Source organism: Mesorhizobium sp. WSM4837, assembly GCF_055811435.1.
On sequence record NZ_JBVVQE010000008.1, the window covers coordinates 70,434 to 91,124 of the forward strand.

General features: G+C 62.9%; 19 protein-coding genes and 1 pseudogene. 9 read left to right on the plus strand and 11 right to left on the minus strand.

The features are described 5' to 3' along the window. Positions 1-184: 184 nt before the first annotated feature. Genes AC0L3D_RS06690 through AC0L3D_RS06700 form a run of 3 tightly spaced genes read left to right on the plus strand, consistent with a single transcriptional unit; the run spans position 185 to position 4,210 of the window. A complete protein-coding gene (locus AC0L3D_RS06690; protein WP_473643588.1) occupies positions 185-2,596 on the plus strand; it encodes a phosphoketolase family protein in 2,412 nt (803 codons plus the stop codon). Further along, positions 2,596-3,768 carry an acetate/propionate family kinase gene (locus AC0L3D_RS06695; RefSeq protein ID WP_287180479.1) on the plus strand — a complete coding sequence of 391 codons (1,173 nt, stop codon included), beginning with the start codon at positions 2,596-2,598 and terminating at the stop codon, positions 3,766-3,768. The genes AC0L3D_RS06690 and AC0L3D_RS06695 overlap by 1 nt, the downstream gene beginning before the upstream one ends. Continuing rightward, positions 3,734-4,210, plus strand: coding sequence for a hypothetical protein (locus tag AC0L3D_RS06700; protein ID WP_473643590.1), 477 nt, complete (start codon positions 3,734-3,736; stop codon positions 4,208-4,210). The genes AC0L3D_RS06695 and AC0L3D_RS06700 overlap by 35 nt, the downstream gene beginning before the upstream one ends. A 179-nt stretch (positions 4,211-4,389) precedes the next feature. Here AC0L3D_RS06700 and pdxR read toward each other — a convergent pair whose 3' ends face one another. Next, a complete protein-coding gene (gene pdxR / locus AC0L3D_RS06705) occupies positions 4,390-5,898 on the minus strand; it encodes a MocR-like pyridoxine biosynthesis transcription factor PdxR (protein ID WP_473643592.1) in 1,509 nt (502 codons plus the stop codon). A 170-nt stretch (positions 5,899-6,068) separates the two neighbouring features. Between pdxR and AC0L3D_RS06710 the strand changes: the two genes are divergently transcribed. Genes AC0L3D_RS06710 through AC0L3D_RS06720 form a run of 3 tightly spaced genes read left to right on the plus strand, consistent with a single transcriptional unit; the run spans position 6,069 to position 8,299 of the window. Further along, entirely contained in the window at positions 6,069-6,701 is a 633-nt protein-coding gene (locus tag AC0L3D_RS06710; protein ID WP_473643594.1) for a LysE family translocator, read from the plus strand. 12 nt (positions 6,702-6,713) lie between these two features. After that, positions 6,714-7,634 carry a dihydrodipicolinate synthase family protein gene (locus AC0L3D_RS06715; RefSeq protein ID WP_128246184.1) on the plus strand — a complete coding sequence of 307 codons (921 nt, stop codon included), beginning with the start codon at positions 6,714-6,716 and terminating at the stop codon, positions 7,632-7,634. Between the two features lie 23 nt (positions 7,635-7,657). Then, positions 7,658-8,299 (plus strand): LysE family translocator, encoded by a 642-nt coding sequence (locus AC0L3D_RS06720; protein WP_473643596.1) that lies wholly within the window; start codon positions 7,658-7,660, stop codon positions 8,297-8,299. 68 nt (positions 8,300-8,367) lie between these two features. Here AC0L3D_RS06720 and AC0L3D_RS06725 read toward each other — a convergent pair whose 3' ends face one another. The 6 genes and pseudogenes from AC0L3D_RS06725 to AC0L3D_RS06750 form a co-directional block, all read right to left on the minus strand. Further along, entirely contained in the window at positions 8,368-8,598 is a 231-nt protein-coding gene (locus AC0L3D_RS06725) for a hypothetical protein (protein WP_128246182.1), read from the minus strand. A gap of 61 nt (positions 8,599-8,659) precedes the next feature. Further along, positions 8,660-9,304, minus strand: a complete 645-nt coding sequence (locus AC0L3D_RS06730) for a methyltransferase (protein ID WP_473643597.1) — start codon at positions 9,302-9,304, stop codon at positions 8,660-8,662. Positions 9,305-9,471: 167 nt separating this feature from the next. Then, positions 9,472-9,759 (minus strand): annotated as a pseudogene (locus AC0L3D_RS06735) (methyltransferase family protein); the annotation flags it as partial. A gap of 198 nt (positions 9,760-9,957) precedes the next feature. Further along, positions 9,958-10,620, minus strand: a complete 663-nt coding sequence (locus AC0L3D_RS06740; protein WP_473643599.1) for a DUF6064 family protein — start codon at positions 10,618-10,620, stop codon at positions 9,958-9,960. 102 nt (positions 10,621-10,722) lie between these two features. Then, complete coding sequence (locus AC0L3D_RS06745; protein ID WP_473643625.1) at positions 10,723-11,541, minus strand: aldo/keto reductase; 819 nt, start codon at positions 11,539-11,541, stop codon at positions 10,723-10,725. A 312-nt stretch (positions 11,542-11,853) separates the two neighbouring features. Further along, on the minus strand, positions 11,854-12,354 hold the full coding sequence (locus tag AC0L3D_RS06750; protein WP_128183963.1) for a hypothetical protein: 501 nt from the start codon (positions 12,352-12,354) through the stop codon (positions 11,854-11,856). Between the two features lie 238 nt (positions 12,355-12,592). Here AC0L3D_RS06750 and AC0L3D_RS06755 point away from each other — a divergent pair, with 238 nt between their 5' ends. Together AC0L3D_RS06755 and AC0L3D_RS06760 are read left to right on the plus strand one after the other, a co-directional pair. Beyond that, positions 12,593-13,438, plus strand: a complete 846-nt coding sequence (locus AC0L3D_RS06755; protein WP_473643601.1) for an alpha/beta hydrolase — start codon at positions 12,593-12,595, stop codon at positions 13,436-13,438. A gap of 28 nt (positions 13,439-13,466) precedes the next feature. Next, positions 13,467-15,053: an ABC transporter substrate-binding protein gene (locus tag AC0L3D_RS06760; RefSeq protein ID WP_473643603.1), complete on the plus strand. Its 1,587-nt coding sequence runs from the start codon at positions 13,467-13,469 to the stop codon at positions 15,051-15,053. A 268-nt stretch (positions 15,054-15,321) separates the two neighbouring features. On the opposite strand, the gene AC0L3D_RS06765 is transcribed toward AC0L3D_RS06760, so the two are convergent. Then, a complete protein-coding gene (locus AC0L3D_RS06765) occupies positions 15,322-15,489 on the minus strand; it encodes a hypothetical protein (RefSeq protein ID WP_473643605.1) in 168 nt (55 codons plus the stop codon). Positions 15,490-15,599: 110 nt separating this feature from the next. Further along, positions 15,600-15,791 (minus strand): hypothetical protein, encoded by a 192-nt coding sequence (locus tag AC0L3D_RS06770; RefSeq protein ID WP_419694033.1) that lies wholly within the window; start codon positions 15,789-15,791, stop codon positions 15,600-15,602. Between the two features lie 240 nt (positions 15,792-16,031). On the opposite strand from AC0L3D_RS06770, the gene AC0L3D_RS06775 reads away from it, so the two are divergent. Further along, positions 16,032-17,969, plus strand: a complete 1,938-nt coding sequence (locus tag AC0L3D_RS06775) for an adenylate/guanylate cyclase domain-containing protein (protein ID WP_473643607.1) — start codon at positions 16,032-16,034, stop codon at positions 17,967-17,969. Positions 17,970-18,296: 327 nt separating this feature from the next. Here the strand turns inward: AC0L3D_RS06775 and AC0L3D_RS06780 are convergent, their stop codons facing one another. Both AC0L3D_RS06780 and AC0L3D_RS06785 read right to left on the minus strand, forming a co-directional pair. Continuing rightward, entirely contained in the window at positions 18,297-19,049 is a 753-nt protein-coding gene (locus AC0L3D_RS06780) for an MOSC domain-containing protein (protein ID WP_473643609.1), read from the minus strand. A 7-nt stretch (positions 19,050-19,056) separates the two neighbouring features. Then, positions 19,057-20,688, minus strand: coding sequence for an ABC transporter ATP-binding protein (locus tag AC0L3D_RS06785; protein WP_473643626.1), 1,632 nt, complete (start codon positions 20,686-20,688; stop codon positions 19,057-19,059). Positions 20,689-20,691 lie beyond the last annotated feature (3 nt).

Sequence of the window (20,691 nt, forward strand, 5' to 3'; positions counted from 1 at the left end):
GGCCTCGGCAACTCATGGCCGGCGGCTAGTCTCCTTAACCATTGGCGAGCTTTCAGGTTCCTGCAAAAGAGCGATTGGCGGGCGCAAATGGCGGCTCCAGCCGAACTTATTTCCGTGAAAATCCTTTCTCCAGAGCGATGTCACTCCAGATATCGACGGGCGAACGCATTCTGGAGAATTTTCGATGAACGACGAGGCTCAGAAAGCTGCGACCACAACGGGCCTTTATCAGGTCGATCTCATGGACCGCTATTGGCGGGCCGCGAACTACATTTCGGTTGGCCAGATCTATCTGATGGACAATCCGCTGCTGCGCGAGCCGCTGAAAGCCGAACACGTCAAGCCGCGGCTGCTTGGCCATTGGGGCACGACGCCTGGCCTCAACTTCATCTACGTCCACCTGAACCGCGTCATCCGTCAACGCGGTCTCGACGTTCTGTTTATCTGCGGCCCGGGTCATGGCGGCCCGGCGATGGTGGCGAACACCTGGCTCGAGGGCAGCTACAGCGAAATCTATCCCGAAATCGGCCAGGGCGAAGACGGCCTGAGGAAACTTTTTCGGCAATTCTCGTTCCCCGGCGGAGTGCCGAGCCACGCTGCTCCGGAAACGCCCGGCTCGATCCATGAAGGCGGAGAACTGGGATATGCGCTGGTCCATGCTTTCGGCGCGGCCTTCGACAATCCCGATCTGGTGGTCGCCTGCGTCGTCGGCGACGGCGAAGCGGAAACCGGTCCGCTCGCGGCGGCATGGCACTCCAACAAGTTCCTCAACCCGGCATCCGACGGCGCTGTCCTGCCGATCCTGCATCTCAACGGCTACAAGATCGCCAACCCGACGATCCTTGCCCGCATGGATGACGTGGAATTGCGAGCCCTGTTCGCCGGCTATGGCTACGAACCTTTTTTCGTCGAAGGTCACGAGCCGGTTCCCATGCATCGGTTGATGGCCATCAAGCTGGACACCGTGCTCGACAGAATCCGCTCGATCCAGAAGCGCGTCCGTACGCCGTTCTGGCAAGGAGAGCGTCCGCTGTGGCCGATGATCGTGCTGCGCAGCCCGAAGGGGTGGACCGGCCCGAAGGAGGTCGATGGCGAGAAGGTCGAGGATTTCTGGCGCTCGCATCAAGTGCCGGTGTCGAACGCCCGCAGCAATGCGGGACACCGCAAGATCCTTGAAGACTGGATGCGGAGCTACGAACCGGAAAAGCTGTTCGACGACAGCGGGCATCTTCTTCCAGAGCTGGCGGCGCTTGCGCCAACCGGATCCAAGCGCATGGGCGCAACCCCCTATGCCAATGGCGGACTGCTGAAGCGCGACCTCGTGCTTCCCGATTGGAAAAACCTGGCGCTCGATGTGCCGCGTCCGGGTGGCGCCAAGGCCGAGGCGACGCGGGTTCTCGGGGGCTATCTTCGCGACGTCATGAGCCTGAATGCGCAGGCCGGGAATTTCCGGCTGATGGGGCCGGACGAGACATCCTCCAACCGGCTTGACGAGGTATTCGAGGTTACCGACCGGGTCTGGATGCAGCGGATAGAGCCCTATGACGTAAAACTCTCCCGGGACGGCCGCGTCATGGAAGTGCTCAGCGAGCATCTCTGCCAGGGATGGCTGGAGGGCTATCTGCTGACCGGCCGCCATGGCCTGTTCTCCTGTTACGAGGCGTTCATCCACATCGTCGATTCCATGGTCAACCAGCATGCGAAATGGCTGAAGACATCCCGCGAACTTGCCTGGCGCGAGCCGATCGCTTCCCTCAACTACCTGCTGACCTCGCATGTCTGGCGGCAGGATCACAACGGCTTCAGCCACCAGGATCCGGGCTTTGCCGATTTCGTCGCCAACAAGAAGGCCGACACGGTCAGGCTCTATTTCCCGCCGGATGCCAACACGCTGCTGTGGATCACCGACCATTGCCTGAGAACCTATAACCGCATCAACGTCATCACCGCCGGCAAGCAGCCGGCGCCGCAATTTCTGTCTGTCGAAGCCGCGGAAGTGCATTGCAGGGCGGGGGCGGGGATCTGGGAGTGGGCCGGGACGGTTGCCAAGGGCGAGGATCCGGATGTGGTCATGGCCTGCGCCGGCGACGTGCCGACACTGGAGACGCTCGCGGCCGCCGACATTCTGCGTTCGGCGCTTCCCGACCTGAAGGTACGCGTCGTCAACGTGGTCGACCTGATGACGCTGCAGTCGAATTCAGAGCATCCGCATGGCCTGGCGGACGAGGATTTCGACGCGCTGTTCACGAAGGCCAGGCCGGTCATCTTCGCCTATCACGGCTATCCCTATCTCATCCACCGCCTGACCTACCGGCGCGCCAACCATGACAACATGCACGTGCACGGCTTTCGCGAGGAAGGCACCACGACGACGCCGTTCGACATGGTCGTGCTCAATGAGATCGACCGCTACCACCTGGCGCTCGCGGCGGTCGAACGCGTGCCTGGGCTCGCCGAACGGGCGAAAGACCTTGCCGCCGAACTTCACGGGAAGCTTGCCGAACACAAGGCTTACGTCCGCGAGCATGGCGAAGACATGCCCGAGATCCAGGAGTGGAACTGGCCCGAGAACAGCGCGACGAAGGCTGGCGATTGATGCGACAGGCAATTCTTGCACTGAACGCCGGCTCCTCCAGCATCAAGTTCGGACTATACGATCTTGAGCCGTCCGCCGAACTGCAACTTGTCTCGCGTGGCACGCTGGATCTGGGCGATGCGCCGAGGCTCAGCGCGAAAGCGGCCGACGGAACAGCGCAATGTGATCGGCGGCTTGCCGGAGACGCACGCGATACGGGCATCGGCGATTTGCTCCGCTGGATCGAGAGCGAACTTGGCGGCAGGAAACTGGTCTGCGCCGGTCACCGCATCGTGCATGGCGGGCGCGAGTTCGTCGAACCCGTCCGCCTGACGCCGGTCGTGATCGAGGCCCTGGACAGGCTGACGCCGCTTGCGCCGCTGCACCAGCCCCGCAGTCTCGCGCCGATCCGCACACTTGCGGCGCTGCGGCCGGATCTGCCGCAGGTCGGCTGCTTCGACACCGCCTTCCATCAGGCGATCGACCCGATCGTCAGCCGCTTCGCGCTGCCGCGCAAATACGATGCGGACGGAATCCGCCGCTACGGGTTTCATGGTCTTTCCTACGAGTACATCGCCGGGCGGCTCAAGGCGATATCGCCGGCGCTTGCAGCGAAGCGGACGATCGTCGCCCATCTCGGCAACGGGGCGAGCCTGTGCGCCATGCGCGACGGGAGAAGCTTCGACACGACGATGGGCTTTTCCGCGCTCGACGGGCTGGTCATGGGCACGCGTTGCGGCGCCATCGATCCGGGCGTGCTTTTGTACCTCGTCCTGGAACGAGGCATCGCCGGAGAGGCTCTGCAGCATATGCTCTATGAGCAATCCGGGCTGCTTGGAATATCCGGCATCTCGGGCGACATGCGCACGCTGGAAGCGAGCGACGACCCCCACGCCCGCGAAGCGGTAGAGCTTTTTGCCTTCAGGGCGGCACGGGAAGCTGCCGCGCTCGCCAACACGCTGGGCGGCCTCGAATGCCTGGTGTTCACCGCCGGCATCGGCGAGCGCTCGGCGCCGGTCCGCAAGGCAATATGCGAAAGGCTTGATTGGCTTGGCGTGGCGATCGACGAGCCATCCAATGCCGCCCATGCCGGGATCATAAGCCGACCTGACAGCAAGGTCGAAATACGCGTCGTCGCGACCGACGAGGAGAGCATCATTGCCCGCCACGCGCGGGTGCGAGGGGATGCTTGATAACGCAGTCAGCGGCGCGTTTTCGGGGCAAGGAACCCTGCGCGTCCGCGACCGTTTCCCCTATCTGATGACCATGGGGGATATGATTACCAAAGGGAGAAATCCAATGGCGGAGACCACCAATATGGCAGGCACCTCAAAGGCGGCAAACGACGCGCAGGAAGCGATGAAGAAACAGATCGCCGAGCTTCGTCGCGAAATCGCCAAAATAAATCGGACCCTTTCCGACCGTGCCGAGGAGGCACAGGGCTGGTACGAGAGCGCCGCCGAACGGGCCTCGCGCGCAGCCCGGCAATTGCGTAGCCAGGCACACACCGTGACCGAAACCGTCCAGCAGAACCCAGGCACGATCTCTACGGCGATGATGCTTGGCGGCGTGCTCGGCGTTCTCTTGGGAATTGTGATTGCAAAGAGGTCCGAGCCTGAACGGCGGTGGTTCTAGAGCATTTTGCAGCCAAAAATCTTGGTTTGGCGTCCAACAAAATGCGTAAAACAAGGAGTTAGAGCGCGGTTTTGGTCCACCAAAACGCAAAGCGCTCTAGCGGCAGATCACCACCCGCGCGGTGCCGAGGCTGCCTTCGGCGTCGCGCGCGCCTGTTCCCTCAGCAGGCCGTAAAGCACCTACGATACATCGCCGCAGCCTGTTGCCTCCTCGTAAGCACGTCGAAGGAGCTTTAGTCCTCTGTGGATCTGGCCCTCGGTCAGACTTGCGTATCCCATCACCAGGCCGAGGCAGCTGCGATCCAATGTCTGTTCGAAATCCAATGTCTGGTCGAAGTAATGCGACGATATCGAATAGATGCCAACTCCGAGCGCGGCGGCTTTATCGATGAACGATGCCGCCATGGAGGGCGGCGTGTCGTGAAACCAGACGACGACGTGCAGACCGGCCTCTGCGCCTTCGACCCGAATGAGATCGCGGAATTCCGCCTGCAGAGCGTCCAGGAGCGCTGCACGTCGGCGGGCATTTTGACGCCGGGCCTTGCGCACGTGGCTTTCGTAGGCGCCGGTTTCCATCAGGGTCGCAAGCGCCTCCTGTTCGAGGCTGGGGGCATGCCTGTCCGTCAGCCGCTTGGCATGGGCAAAAACCTCCTGCAACTCACGCGGAACGACGACGTAGCCGATCCGCAGCAACGGCGACAATGTCTTCGAGACCGTACCGATATAGATGACGTTCGACGCGCCTCCCAGCGCGCGAAGCGGCGGTATCGGGTTCATGTCGAAACGATATTCGCTGTCGTAGTCGTCCTCGACGATGTAGGCCCTCTTCTCTTTCGCCCATCCTAGCAGTTGCTGGCGTCGACCCATCGACATTACGCTTCCGAGGGGAAACTGATGTGAAGGCGTGACGTAAGCCAGCCGCGCGTCAACATCCGCCAGCAAGTCCGCCCTGATGCCTTCGGCGTCGACCTCCACCGGGGCGGCGATGGCTCCTGTCATCTCGAAGACGCTCCGTGCCATCGGGTAGCAGGGCTCTTCGATGGCGAAGCCGTCGCCCTCATCGAGAAGCAGGCGGGCGCAGAGATCCAGTCCCTGCTGAGAGCCGTTGACGACGACGATCTCGCTCACCTCGCACCGGATGCTGCGCGCTCGCCATAGATAGCCCTGCAGGGCGGCACGCAGGCGGATCAAGCCACAGGGGTCGCCATAGGACAGCTTGAGCGGCCGTCCCAGCGCAGCATCGTTCATGGCCTTTCGCCAGGCAAGGGTCGGGAAGTCAGAGGCCGACATGTCGCCGTAGCGGAAGTCGGCGACGAGCTTCTCCGACGCAACCCGCATCGGGATGGCTCGGGATCGAAGCCTTTCTGCGAAAGCGGAGAGGCTGTGTGGCTCTGCGGCTGTATCAACGAGGTCTCCCGGCTCGCTGTGCGCGACCTTGATGGCCACCCGTGGCCGAGCGCCATGTCGAATGACCACGAACCCCTCGGCGGCGAGCTGTTCGTAAGCGGACGTCACAGTCGTTCGCGAGACGCCAAGCTCGACCGCCAGTGCACGAGCCGACGGAAGCACGTCTCCGCGGCCGTAGACCTCCGCCACGATCTGTTCCCGCAGGTTCTCATAGATCCCGCGCGCGCCCAATCCCGACGACGAACTTCCCGACGACGAATTCTGCTTGCTGGACTGGACCATTCGCGATTACCCAAATGAAGACGTTTCGTTGATCCAGACATTACCGGGAAAATCAGCCAGGCAAAGGCCTGAGGCCAACTGGACCAGCGCTTTTTATTCAAAACTGGTTCTAGGTCAGGGCCAGTTATGCTTGTATTGATGACGCCAGATTGCACCTCCTGGGAAGTAAAATGCTGGCCGAGTTCCACCAATTCATCATCGTCTTTACCGCCTACGTCATCGCTGCCGGCAGTCCCGGGCCGAGCAATATGCGCATCATGGCCGTCGCCATGAACGACGGCCGCGGGGCCGCACTGGCAATCGCGTCCGGCGTCGTCAGTGGCTCGATCTTTTGGGGCCTGATGGCAGCGACAGGTGTCTCGGCGATCCTCAGCCGATACGCGCAGGCACTCGTGGTCCTGCAGCTGGTTGGAGGCCTGTATCTTCTCTATCTCGCCTTCAAAGCGGGCAAGGCTGCGCTTTCTTCAGACAAGGATCAGCTTCGCCCGACCAACGAACGGAAGGCGACGGCGGCCACTCTCTACCAGCGCGGACTGCTGATGCATCTCACCAATCCGAAATCGATCCTGGCATGGATCGCGCTGATGACGCTGGGACTCGGGCCCGGGTCGTCGTCGCATACGGTTCTGGTGATCCTCGCGGGCTGCGCGGTGCTGAGCGTCACCATCTTCTGCGGCTACGCGATCGTCTTTTCGACCGCTCCCATGGTCGCCCTGTATCGGCGGGCGCGGCGCTGGATCGAAGGCACGCTGGCGGTATTCTTCGGATTTGCCGGGTTAAAGCTTCTCCTGACCCGCATCTGAAAAGGTTCCTTCATGTCACTCTTCCAAGGCCTTTCAGCATTCCCGATCACCCCGGCGGACGCTTCCGGCAGGCTCGACCCCGTCGCCCTCGCGCGCCTTCTGAGGAACATCGAGGAGGCGAGAGCGGACTCCATCGGACTGCTCGGCAGTACCGGCGCCTATGCTTTCCTCACGCGACAAGAGCGTCGACGGGCGGTCGAAACGGCAATGGACACGGTCGGCGGCAAAATCCCGGTTATTGTCGGCGTCGGAGCGATCCGGACCAGCGATGCCGTGGACCTTGCCCGTGACGCGAAGGCTGCGGGCGCCGATGGCCTGCTCCTCGCTCCGGTTTCCTATACGCCGCTCGTCGACGACGAGGTCTTCGAACACTTCGCCACAGTCGCCGACGCGGGGCAACTCCCGCTTTGCATCTACAACAATCCCGGCACGACCAGGTTCACCTTCAGCCTGGACCTCATTTCCCGCTTGTCGAAGGTGGCGAACATCGAAGCCGTGAAGATGCCTTTGCCGTCCGGTGGTGACTTCACGTCCGAACTTGCCTCCCTCCGGTCTGCGACCGGGTCGGCATTCAGGATCGGCTACAGCGGCGACTGGGGCGGCGCGCCTGCGCTGCTCGCCGGGAGCGACGCCTGGTATTCCGTCGTCGCAGGACTTCTGCCGTCACAGGCCCTGGCCCTGACGCGAGCGGCGCAAGCCGGGGACGCTGCGACCGTCGAGCGACTCGACGCCGCATTCGGACCGCTTTGGGCGCTGTTCAAGGAATTCGGCAGTTTTAGGGTGATGTATGTCGTCGCCAGGCTTCTGAACCTGTGCGACGTCGATCCGCCACGCCCTGTCCTCCCGCTGAAGGACCAGGCACGGCAGCGCGTCGCCGCCGCTCTCGACCATCTCGATGCGGTTTTCTCCGCTGGTTGTATGCAAGCTCGATAGACAGTCTTAATCAGGACATTTCCATGCTGGAATCCAACGCCTTCACCGTCTACCTGTTCACGGCATTCCTGCTGGCGATTACTCCGGGTCCGGGGATTTTTTATGTCGCCGCCCGAACCCTTTCCGGCGGTCGCTCGGAAGGAATCGCTTCGAGCCTTGGCAATGGTCTCGGCGGGCGGTTTCATGTCGTGGCCGGCAGCCTTGGCGTCTCGGCGATCGTGCTGGCAAGCGCCGAATTGTTCACGGCGCTCAAGGTGGTCGGCGCGCTCTATCTGGTCTGGATGGGATACCGAACCATTCGCCATGCCAGGCTCGACTACAAGTCGCTGGGTCATTCGGAGCCGCCCGTCGGCACGATGCGGGCCTTCAGGGATGGCGTTCTTGTCGAAGTGATGAACCCGAAGACGGCCGCATTCTTCCTCGCCTTCATTCCCCAGTTTGTCGATACATCGTCGGATCACGTCGTTCTGCAGTTCCTGATCCTCGGCGCCATCTCGGTTGCCCTCAACACGCTCGCCGATATTGTCGTGGCGTTTGCAGCCGGAAGACTTCGCGATGGCGCGGCGTCGCGTGGGAATCTCGTTCGCCGTCTTCGTGAAGGCTCGGGCGGTGCCATGATCATGCTTGGATGCGGGCTGCTGCTGGCAAGGCGCCCAGTTGCTTGAGCTTGTGAGAAGGAGCAAAAATGCATGACGGCCGCTGGCCGTGTACCTGCGATGACGGCCGAATTCACTTACCTCATCGACATCAGGTTCGTGACCAGACCTGCCTTGACCTCAAGCACAGGCGCGGGTGCCTCGGCATGACCGATGTCCCGCAACCGCTCGGGGGTCAAACCAGCAATTGCCCGACGTCTTGAGACGGTCTGTTGCCAGGTCTTGAGCGCCGCGATTGCGGTTGCTGTGGTTTTCAGCACAAGTCCAAGCAGACGGTGACGATCGACGCGGGTTTGCGTGTGAGCCATTTCGGCCTCCATCATCATTGTCGCGCAGGGTTGAACTGCGGGGCGCCTGTTCCACTGCGCCTTACGGCTTGCGGCCGATCACGGCGCCGTTCGCGCCGGGTGCCTCGAACCAGACCGTCTCGATGTGCCGGAATCCGGCTTCCTCGAGCCACGCCGAATATTCGGCCTGCGTGTAGTTTCGTCCTTCCGTCTCGATCAGGTTGTTGAGGCTCATCAGCGCCGCCGGCGCCGGTCCGGTCTTTTCGTCATTGACGAGAAGCTCGCTGATGACGACTGCGCCGCCGCTCGGCAAAGCCCCGAACGACCGGCGCAGCAGGGCGCGGTTCTTCGCCTCGTCCCAATCGTGCAGGATCATCGACAGGAGATGCAAATCGTGATCCCCGGGAAGCTGCTCGAAGAAGTTGCCGCCTGCGGTCTCGATCCGGTCGGTCAAACCGGCCTCGGCAATCTTTCCCGCGGCGAACGCGGCGACATGCGGCAAGTCGAACACGGTCGCACGCAGCGCCCCATACTGTTTGCAAAGCTCGATGTCGTACGCCCCCGATCCGCCGCCGATGTCCAGGAGGCGGCGGAATGTCCGAAATCCATCGCTTCGCCGAGCTTGCGCGCGGTCATCGTGGAGACCGAATGCATCGCCTCCCAGAACAGCGCCAGCATCATCGGATCTTCGCCGTCGAACGCCGAGGATCGCACAGCCGGGTCCCACGTGGTCGGCCGGTTCGTGCGCAGCGCCTCGGTAAGCCTGCCCCAGCCGGGATAGAGCCGCTTGTCGAGCATCTGCACGAAGCCGCCGAAGTAATACGGTTTTCCGCGCACGAGATAGGTTTCGCTTAACGGCGTGTTGCGATAGCGGCCGCCGGTTTTCTCCAGGAGCCCGAGTGCAGCGCAGCCGGTCAACAGCATCTCGGCCGGGCGTTGATGCAGGCTGAGCGCTTCCGCCAGCTCCGCAACCGTGGTGCCGGCGCCGCCCGCAAGGCGGCTGAAGAGGTCCAACTCATGCGCAGCGGCCAGAGTCTTGAAGGCCCAGAAACCGGTCGAAAGCGCCATCAGCGGGACGGCGGAAGGAAGTTCCGGCGTGGCGGCAATCGGTTGGACGGTTGCATCTTTGGCCTGAGGCGCTGTCCGCGAAAGTTGACTGGCCATGATCACCTCCTCTTTCATAGCAAGTCACGACTGCAACCGGCTGGCGCAACCGGCTGGCTTGTGACAATCCACGCGGCGAGCGTGTGGCTGCGGTCTGCTGAAGTGCGAATCTGGCGGTGCGGCGTTACGCTACGATTTCAGAAGGAGAAAATTCGGTTACATCTGAAACTTGTATTATTTGGCCGGAGCCGGCTGACTTTCTCGATCGTGCCGGCATCACCGAGCGATACGGCGCAGGGTCAAGGCAGCGACAGTGCTGGCCGCTGCCAGAAGCGGCAGCCAGGCTTGCGGATCGCCCATGGCACGCAGCGTCAGGCCGCTGAGCAGCAGCCACAGCAGCGGGATCGCCAACAGCAGCGGCACAAGCCCGCCGCTCGCGGCAAGCAGGACGCCGAGCGCTGCGATCGCCGTCGGGTCCGGCGCGATGCCGAAGACCTCGGCGCTCGCCCATGGCCGCCCGAAGAGCGGCGGCAGCAGGGGATAGACGACGAGGCCAGCGACCGCGATCAGCAGCCCGAGCCGCTCTGCGAGGTCCCGCCGGTCAAAGGCGAGGCCGCCGCGCGCACCGCCGATCACCAGCAGCAGCGCCTGCAGGCCGAAGGCCGGCGCGACATAGGCGATCGCCCAGTTGATCGCGGCATAGCGGCTCCACAGCAAGGACCAGCCGACGAAGGCAAAGAGCGCCGCGAGGACGAGCGCTATCCACAGACCATGGCGACGCGGCCGCCTAAGCACGAGCAGGACAATGGCGAGGCCGGCGGCGAGCGTCAGGAGATGCAGCGGCCAGAACGCGGCATTGGCCAATTCGAACATGCGCCAATAGACGCGCGGCGAGAAGAGCAGGAAATCCTCCAGCCGGTAGGTCCACCATTCCGACATCCAAGCAGGTCCGCAAAAAGTGTCCCACGGTTCTGCGATAAGAACCGGCGACAAACAACAAAATCCAGGCAGGTATTCGTGGGCCAGCCCACGGATACCTGCTTAGAGGTCCCGGACGTAGGCCGCCATCCGCTCGCGCATGGCCGCGTCGGGGAGGGGTCCGGTCGCTGCCAACAGGTTCTCGCGCACGTGGTCGACGCGGGTGGTGGCGGGGATCGCGACGGTGACGGCGGGATGCGAAACGATGAATTTCAGTATGAACTGTGCCCAAGTCGCGGCACCGATCCCGGCCGCCCAGTCCGGTAGCGTCTCGCCCTGGAGCTGACGCGTCAGCGCGCCTTGCCGAAACGGCCGGTTGACGATGACACCCATGCCGCGCTCGGCCGCCAGCGGCAGCAGCCGTTGCTCCGCTTCACGGTCGACGACGTTATAGGTGAGCTGCACGAAGTCGAGCGGATGCGCGCGCATGATCTGTTCGAACAAATCGTGCCGCCGTCCTTCGGACGTCGTGATGCCGACATGGCGGATCCGCCCGTCCGCCTTCATGGCGAACAGGGTTTCGAGATGCGTCTCCCAGGCGACGAGGTTGTGGACCTGCACGAGATCGAAGCGCGGCACACCCCAGAAGCGGCGCGACTGCTCGATCTGCGCGGGTCCGTCGGCGGCGGAGGAGGTCCAGACCTTCTCGGCGGAAAACAGCGATTCGGGCCGGCCGAGCTTCTCGAGGCCATAGCCGATCACGGGCTGCGAGGAGCCGTACATCGGCGAGGAATCGATCATGCGGCCGCCTGCCTCGAAGAAGGCCGCCATCACCTCGGCGCACTCGTCGCGCAGCACCGGATCGTCGCCAACATTGAAGGTGATCCAGGTGCCCAGGCCGACAGCAGGAAGCATTTCTCCCGAGGAGGGGACAGCGCGCATCGCCGGCGCAGGCGGCGCGCCGGGTGCGGCTGCCGGCAACACCAGAGCCGCTCCGGAAGCGGCGGCAGCCTTCACGAATGTCCTGCGGGTGATGATCATCGTCTGCCATCCCTGTCCTTTCGACCTCTTGTACTCCCGACCCCAAGAATGGTTCCGGCCGACCGCTTTTCGCAAGGCCGATCGGCAGGGAGCCGGCGGTCGTCTCTTGGCAACGGTTCGGATATGGAACGTCGGCCTGAAACAGGAACGAATGCTGCAGGGCCTGGGTTGCGCCAGCCAGCCCGATCACCTGGAACCCGATTAGCTGGCCGGTTACCTGGGGCTGGCTCTTGTCCTGACTTGATGGCGCTGGCGGGCATAGGCCACGCAGCCGTCTACCGTGCTGACGCAGAGCGCATCGCGGTGGTTCGGCGTGTTGTTGTCGCCAGCGTAGGCAACCTCGGCAACACGGCCATCGACCATTCGGATTTGCGTGTTGCAATAGCCGCCAGGATCGACATTGAGCGATCCTCCAACCGTCGGGATCGCACCCACGGCCAAGGTTGGAATCACCACGTTGAGATTGCCGCGTTGAACGGTACGCTGATAGGTCCAGATCTGGCTTCCCCCCGCATCAGCGGTGGCAGTCGGAAAGCCGGCGCACATTCGAACGTCCGCCTCGCTGAGACCGACCATCTCCTTGCGGGCCGCCGCCGTTGTGGCGTCTTCCTTCGGGAGGTTCGACGTGTCGTCAGGCGCGACGCAGGAGGACACGATCGAACTGCCGGCCAGGAGAACAAGAGGGACAAGCTTGCGGATGCGGGAAAATATCATGTGACCGCGAAGTTAGGCGAGCAGACAACCGAGTCAACCTGCACAACTTCACGATGTCGTTGGTCGTGCCGCTCGGCTGGACTTGATGCGCGACGGCCCGGATAGCTGCTCATGCTTGCCCGATGATGTCAGGCATTACGCGATGTAAAATACGTACTTTCCTGACGATGTGGATAAACAAATGCTTTTCAGTCACACAAAATGATGAAACAATGAAATTGAGATCGGGGAAAATTCGATGCGCAACGTCAGCGGACATGGCAAGCGCCTGTCCTATTACGATTTCGGGCACACGACGGTGTACGCCTCCCGCTTCGACCAGCGCTTCCCCTATTGCGCCTATGTCCCCGACGACTATGACGAGGACGGCAACAAGACCTATCCGCTGGCGGTGATCGTGCATGGCACCGAGCGCGGCATGCTCGCCTACCGGGACGCCTTCGCCGACTTCGCCGAACAGAACGGCGTGATCGTGCTCGCCCCGCTGTTCCCGGCGAATATCTATTTTCCGGGCGATCTTTCCTCTTACAAGATGTTGCGCCAGGGCGACCTCCATTACGATGCCGTGCTGCTCGACATGGTCGAGGAGATGCGCGAGCGCTATCGCATCCGCGGCGACCGCGTGCTGATGTACGGCTTCTCCGGCGGCGGCCATTTCACCCATCGTTTCCTGTTCCTCCATCCCGAACGTCTGCTGGCGGCATCGATCGGTGCGCCGGGCGTCGTGACCCTGCTCGACTTCGATCACGATTTCTGGGTCGGGGTGCGCGACTTCGAGAAAGTGTTCGGCAAGGCCATCGACCTCGACGCCATGCGCAAGGTCGCCGTGCAGATGGTGATCGGTGGCGACGACCTCCAAACCTGGGAGATCACCATCAAGCCGGAGGATGACTGGTGGATGCCCGGCGCCGATCTCGCCGGCGCGACCCGCAACGACCGGATCAGATCGTTGAAGCGCAGCCTGGAGAGACATGGCGTCGAGGTGCAGTTGGATGTCGTGCCTGGCATCGCTCACAACGACGGCGCGCTCATCGCCAAGGTCAAGGAGTTCTTTGCGCGGACATTGAATGCGGCGCCCGCCTGAAAAACTGCGGTCAAACTGGAGATAAAAAATGGGAACACGATTGATGATGGGAAGACGATTGTTCCAGGTGCTGGCGACAATCGCGGTGATGATTTGTGCACTGCCGGCGATGGCGCAGGAGCAGCCGAAAACCGGCGGCACGCTCAATGTCCGCATCAACGCAGACATCCGCGCCACCGACGGTCTTAATCGCGACGCAAACACCGACACTGTGCTGCACCATATCTTTGAGACGCTGGTGGCTTATCGCGCCGATCTCACGGTGGGCCCGGCATTGGCCGAATCCTGGACAGTATCGGACGACGGCAAGACCTATGCCTTCACGTTGCGCGACGGCGCGGTTTTCCACAATGGCGACGCCGTGACCTCGTCCGACGTCAAATGGAACTGGGACCGCCGCATGGACCCGGCCAATCAGTGGTTCTGCATTCCGTTCTTCGACGGCAGCCAGGGCCTCAAGGTCGAGCAAGTGGCGACGCCTGATCCACGCACCGTGGTCTTCACGCTCAAGACGCCGAATGCGCTCTTTCTGGCGCAACTCGCCAGTGTTCAATGCAATGGCTGGGTCGCCAGCCCGAAGAATGTCGGCGCCGACGGCAAGTGGATCGCCGATTCCGCCATCGGCAGCGGCCCGTTCACGCTGAAGGAATGGGTCAAGGGCCAGTATTTGGCTCTCGAGCGCTTTGCCGACTACAAGCCGGTGAAGGAGGCGCCGAGCGGCTTTGCCGGCAGCCGTGAGGCCTATGTCGACGAGGTGCGCTTCATGGTCATCCCCGACACGGCGGCGGCGGAAACCGCGCTGTTTGCCGGCGAACTCGATGTCCTGCCCGATCTTGAATCATCGCGTGCCGAGGAAGCCAAGTCGCGCGGCATGACGGTGCTGTCGACGCAGGGCCTGTCGTGGACGGTGATCCTGCTGCAGACCAAGGACCCGCTGCTGTCGAACGTCAAAATACGCGAGGCGCTGGCGCATGCCGCCGACATCAACCAGATCGCCGCCGCCAGCACCAGCGGTGCCGCCACGGGAGGTCCCTCGGCCGTCGCCCAGGCGAGCTCGTTCTTCGACGACGACTTCCTCAAATGGCCGGAATACGACCCGGCCAAGGCCAAGGCCCTGCTGGACGAAGCCGGTTACAAGGGCGAGCCGATCAAGATCCAGACCAACACCCGCTACCAGGGCATGTACGAGAACGCCGTGCTGCTGCAGGCGATGCTGACGGCTGCGGGCTTCAACGCCCAGCTCGAAGTGCTGGATTGGGCGGCACAGCTCGACAACTACCTTGTCGGCAAATTCCAGATCCAGTCCTTTGGCTATTCGGCTCGTCTCGATCCGTCGCTGATGTATGGCGTCATCCTTGGCGACAAAGCGACCGACCCGACGGCGCAGTGGGACAGCAAGGAGGCCCTCGATCTCTACACGAAGTCGATGGCCACGACCGACGCCGGGCAACGCAAGGCACTGTTCAAGCAACTCCATGCACTCATGGCAAAGGATGTGCCGATCCTTGGCCTCTATTACGAGCCGTCCCTCGATGCCGTGTCGCCGAAAGTAAAGGGCTATTCGGTATGGCCCGCGGCAAACCCCCATGTATGGGGTGTCTGGAAAAGCGAATAGGCCGGCGGTTCTCCTGTCGCCGAAAGATCGGAGGCGTGTTGCCCTCCGATCTTTCGTTTGAAGGTACCTGGTGGTGAAAACCTGACGGTTGGTACCCGTCGTGGAAGACCTCTCTGGGTAGGATTTTGCGTTCACGTTCGCAATTAGAACGAGCAACCAGCGCCAATTCCAGTCATTCGTAGCCCTCCTCCAAACCTGACGTTCGCGCTACAGCTGCCGGCGATCCTGAGCCGACTCTCGGACGGTATGGCTGCCCGGATCCGCCTGGTCAGATCATATGCACGAGGTAGGGTTTTGCCATCTCTTCCTGCACATAGGTTATTCCCTGTTCGGCCAGCGCCGCGTGCAACGTTTGCGCCGTGGTTTTGAAGATGAGTTGGCCTTCGACGCAAATTTTGTGTTCGCGCGCCCTTCTCCGGAACCACAGTGCCTGCATATATGGCACGCTGCGCCTTAGGCCGACTTGCCGAGAGCTTTTCAGGATAAACCGAATCTGCTCACGCAGGGCCGCGTCGGTGTCTTCGCCGTGTTGAACGCAGTGCTCGATCAGAATCGGGTGGAAGAACGGCGTGAACGCGGTGTTGACCGCACGGGCCGCTTCTGCCGGTCCTCGACCTTGAGTTCGCCCGCCTCGGTCCCCTCGCGAATGATCGGCTCAAAGATCGTCACCATTCGCTCGATATGCGACTTGATGATCGCCCGGTTCTCCTGCATGGCGGCGACGATCGTGTCGTGCATGCGCCTTTCCGGGAGTTGACACTCTCGACACTGCGCGAGAAAGGGGCGCATCTTCGAGGCGCCCGCGTCCGCGACTGAGGCGGGCGCTCTTCCATATTTACGAAAGGAACACCCCTATGAGGATCGGAATCATCGGCGCTGGGAACATCGGCGCCACATTGGTGCGAATGCTTCGGCGCGTCCTCTCTTTAAAGCCGTCACCGGGCTTGCAATGCGGTGGCGCATTATGACGTTGGCTGCATGAGCACGTCCGCACAACCAGTGCGTCTGGTCCGCCCCGAAAAGAAGCGGCGTCGCATCCCCATTGCAGTCATCATGGCGATGAGTTTCGGCAGCCTCGTGTTCCTGTCGGTCGGCGGCGTGCTCGCATTGTCGGTCGGCGCCAACCTTCGCAACACTTTCGACCTGCTCGGCGCCCAGTCGACGCTCCTGATCGATGCGATGGAGGATTTGCTGCGCGCCGAGATGGGGCGCGCCGAGAGCGCCGTCGACGGCGTCGCGCAGCTCTACAAGCAGGGCGAGTTCCAGATCGACGACGAGGCGATGTCGGCGGCACTTGCCAGTGCGCTGGCGGCCGCGCCGGGGGTGAACGCAATGTTGATCTGCACACCCGACCTGATTTGCAGGGGGGCGGCGGTGACCGGGGACAACGACGTCAAATATCCTGCCGGAACGATCCGGAAACTCCCCGCCGAGACCGAGAAATCGCCGCAAGTGCGCGCCGTTCTTGAAGAGCGCCAGCAGGTCGATGGACGCCGGTGGGGCGCCTTCGTGGCCAACGAATATGGCTTGTTCGCCAACGTCTCGGCGCCGCTGTCACGCGATGGCGCCACGAAGGCCTGGGTGATCGCCGCGGTGGAACTGCAGAACTTGTCCAAAATCACGCAGGAACTGTCGTCGCGCTTCGGCACGCATGCCTTCATTCTGGATGGCGACGGATCCATCCTGGCGGACCAGCGGCTGGCTTCCCCGGATGCGCTGAAGAACGGCATCCTGCCGCTGACGCCGCTCGCCAATTTCGGCGATCCGGTTCTCGCCGGATATGAGGCGCGCAAACCGGAAGCGGAGTTCAGCACGCAGCGTACCCGCGATGTCGAGGTTGCCGAAATCCAGCTTGACGACAAGGACGGTTCGACGTCATGGGACGGAGAGAACACTTACGTCGCTATTACCCGTGAGATCACCGGCTATGGCGACCGGCCCTGGACGCTCGGCGCATATTTCAAGACCAGTCAGATCGGTGACGAAATCGAGCGCGTCATGGGATCGGCCATACTTGGACTTGGCGCGATGGCGGTGGCGGTCATCGTCGCGATTCTTCTCGGCAAGCGCCTGTCGCGCCCGATCCAGGCGATTGCCGGCCAGGCCACGCGGGTCGCCGATTTCGATCTCGACGGCGTGACCCCCCTGCCGCGCAGCAGGGTGCTGGAGTTGGACAACCAGGCTTCGGCCTTCAATGCCATGCTGATCGGTCTGCGTGCATTCTCGACCTATATTCCGCGCTCGCTGGTGGCCAAGCTGGTGCGCACCGGAGAGATCGGCATCGCCGAACCGCGCGAAGCGGTCGTCACCGTCATGTTCACCGACATCGCCGGCTTCACCACGCTGTCGGAGCAGATGGACGCCGCCGCCGCGGCCAGGCTGCTGAACCACCACTTCGCGATCCTGTGCGGCGCGGTCGATGCACATGGCGGTACTGTCGACAAGTTCCTGGGCGACGGCATGCTGGCGTTCTTCGGCGCGCCGGATCGTCTGAAGGGCCATGCCGCCGCGGCCGTCCGCGCAGCCGCGGCCATCCGCGAGGAGCTGGACAAGGACAACCTGGAAGCGGCTGGCGAAGGCCGGCCTCCGCTTCATGTCCGCATCGGCATCCACACGGGCTCCGTGATCGTCGGCAATATCGGGGCATCCGACCGCGTCAACTATACGATCGTCGGCGACACAGTGAACGTCAGCCAGCGGCTGCAGGACCTCGGCAAGCAGCTCGAACCGGGCGCCACCGCCGCAATCGCCATTTCCGGCGAGACCGCGTCGCGGCTCGACGAAAGGTTCGAAAGGATCCCGGCGGGCAAGCACCGGCTGCGCGGCCGCGGCGAGGCGACGGAGGTCTTCCAGCTTGGCAAAGTCGCGACGTCAGCATCGCCCCCTATGGACGTTCACCGCGCCCAAGCGGGCTGAGTAACATGCCACTTCCATGCCGCTGATCGGCGGCTTGAAGAAGCCGACGGCTTTGGGAATGAATGGAGCCGGGTCACCTAGCGCCGTAGCTGATTTCAATTGGAACGGCAGGAACGGTGCAAAGTCGCTGGTTCCGGGCAACGTCCGCTTACGAGCCGCCAAATCGGCCCAGCAAGGACCGGTTTGGGTCACCACTTCCCCTTCGGACTCTCCCGCGGAAGGGGAGAAAAGTGATCGTGAGCTGTATTCGCCCCCGGCGCCAAGCGTTGGATGTTCACCACCAGCGTCACGACGTGCCGCCGTCCGGCGTCGAAAGCTGGACAAAGGTCAGGCTTCGTTCAAGGTGACCTGGTCGCCCAGCCTGATCTTGCCCGGTTCGATGATTTGGCAGAGCGCGCCGAAGCCGCCCTCGCCATGGCGCGCTATGGTTTGCAGCACTGCCGGCTCGAAGGCGAGATCGCCTTGCGCCAGCGCTGTGAAGGTGCAGCGCGCGCACGGTTCCGAGATCACGATCCGCGCCTTGCCGATCGCCAGCACTTTCCCGATGATCTGCTGCTCGACGAAACCTTCCCGCGAAGCGTCGGTTTCGATCACGATGTTGGGCCGGAACCGCCTGGAATCCACTTGCGAAGGATCCTCAAGCAGGCCGGCAAGCCTGTTCATCGAGGCTGACGTGACGATGTGGATGTCGGCGCGCTGATAGCGTGGCGCGATATGATCCTGGGCTTCCGAGCCGAAGGGGACATGTGGGTGCAGCGCCGCCGGGAAGTCGAGGAAGGCCGAAACCAGCTCGCCTGCGAGGCTGGAGCCGGCATCGATCCAGGAGCCGTCCAAGCCGATTTCCGGCCGGTCACCCTTCAGCCTTGCAACAAGGTTGGGCAGCGGTCGCCAGTATTTTCGCTTCTCCGGCGCGGCAACAGCGCCGTCGCGCCGGTCGATGATGCCCCAGATCCGATCGCCCGGAATCCCGCCCTCCGCAAGCTCGGTCCCGTCCAGCCGTTCGCCGCCCATCGAACTGATGGGGTATCGCCAGATCTCCGTGATACGGCCAAACGCTGTCATGATGCGGCGACGAGCCATGCCGTCCTCATCGAGCCACTGCCTTGCGTGCGCCCGCGCCATCGGCGAAATGGCGATCGATCAGCATCGCCGCATCGAGAAGGGCGCGTGTGTAGGCGTGGCGCGGTCGATCGAAGACGTCGTCGCGGTCGCCGATCTCGACAATCCTTCCGTCCTGCATGACGGCGACCCGATCGGCAACCTGCTCCACCGCACCCAGATCATGCGAGACGAACAGGCAGGCGAACCCGTAGCGTTCCTGCAACGACCGGATCAGAAGCAGGATTTGTTTCTGCACCGTCATGTCGAGCGCCGAGACCGGCTCGTCGGCGACGACGAAGGCCGGTCGCCTGACGATCGCCCGGGCGATCGCGACGCGCTGGCGCTGGCCACCCGAAAGCTGATGCGGGAAACGCTCGAGAAGGTCGCGCGTCAGCCCCACTTCCTCGATGACCTCATTCATGCGCGCGGTCCGCCGCTTGCGGTCCAATTCGGTGTCGAGCTTCAGCGGCTCGGTGATGATCTCGGCAATCGACTGGCGAGGGTCGAGCGACGAATAGGGGTCCTGGAAGACGATCTGCATGTCACGACGCTGCGCACGCGCGTCAGCGGATCGATCGTTTGCAATCGCGGTGCCAAGAAACGAGATCGTACCACTGGCCGGCCTGACGAGACCGACAATGGCGCGCCCGAGGGTCGTCTTGCCGGAGCCCGACGCGCCGACCAGCGCCAGGGTCTCGCCGCGCCGGATGGTCAGGTCGACGCCGTCGACGGCGCGCTTCGGCTGCGCGCGCCCAAACAGCCTGGGACGGCCCGGATAGTCGATGACGACATTGCTGATCTCGACGAGGGGCGGGCCGTCGACGGTTTTTCTCGATCCACCGGCGCTGCGCTTGGGAAGCGCATCCACCAACCGCTTCGTGTAATCGTGCTGCGGTGCGTGAAGCACTTGGGTGCTGCTTCCCTGTTCGACCGCCTTGCCTTCGCACATCACCGTCACGTTGTTCACATAGTGCGACACCATGCCGAGGTCGTGGCTGATCAGCAGGACGGCGGTTCCGTTCTCCCGCGTCAGCTCGACCATCAGGTCAAGCACGTCGCGCTGCACCAGCGTGTCGAGCGCGGTGGTCGGCTCGTCGGCGATCAGCAGGCGCGGCTTGAGCAGCATGACCGATGCGAGCATGATGCGTTGGCGCATGCCGCCGGAGAATTCGTGCGGATAGGCCGCAAGGCATTTGCCGGGATCCTTGATCTGGATCCTCTCCAGCATTGCCAGCGAGCGGTCCTTTATCTCGGCGCGCGACATGGCGCTATGCAGGCGCAGACCCTCCGCCATCTGCTCGCCGATGGTGACGGCGGGATTGAGCGAGACCATCGGCTCCTGGAAAACCATGCCGATCCGCGCACCGCGTATCTGGCGCAGCGCCTTTGGAGCGAGGCCGGTGAGCTCTTGTCCTTCGAAGTGGATGCCGCTGTCCGGCGTCGTGACCAGCGGGGCAGGGAGCAAGCTCACGATCGAGCGGGCCGCCATCGTCTTGCCCGAACCGGATTCGCCGACCAGCGCCAGCATGTCACTGGGGGCGAGGTCGAAATTCAGCCCGTCGACGATCCGCTTTCCCGATGGCCCGACCGAGATCGACAGATTGCGCACTGAAAGCATCGT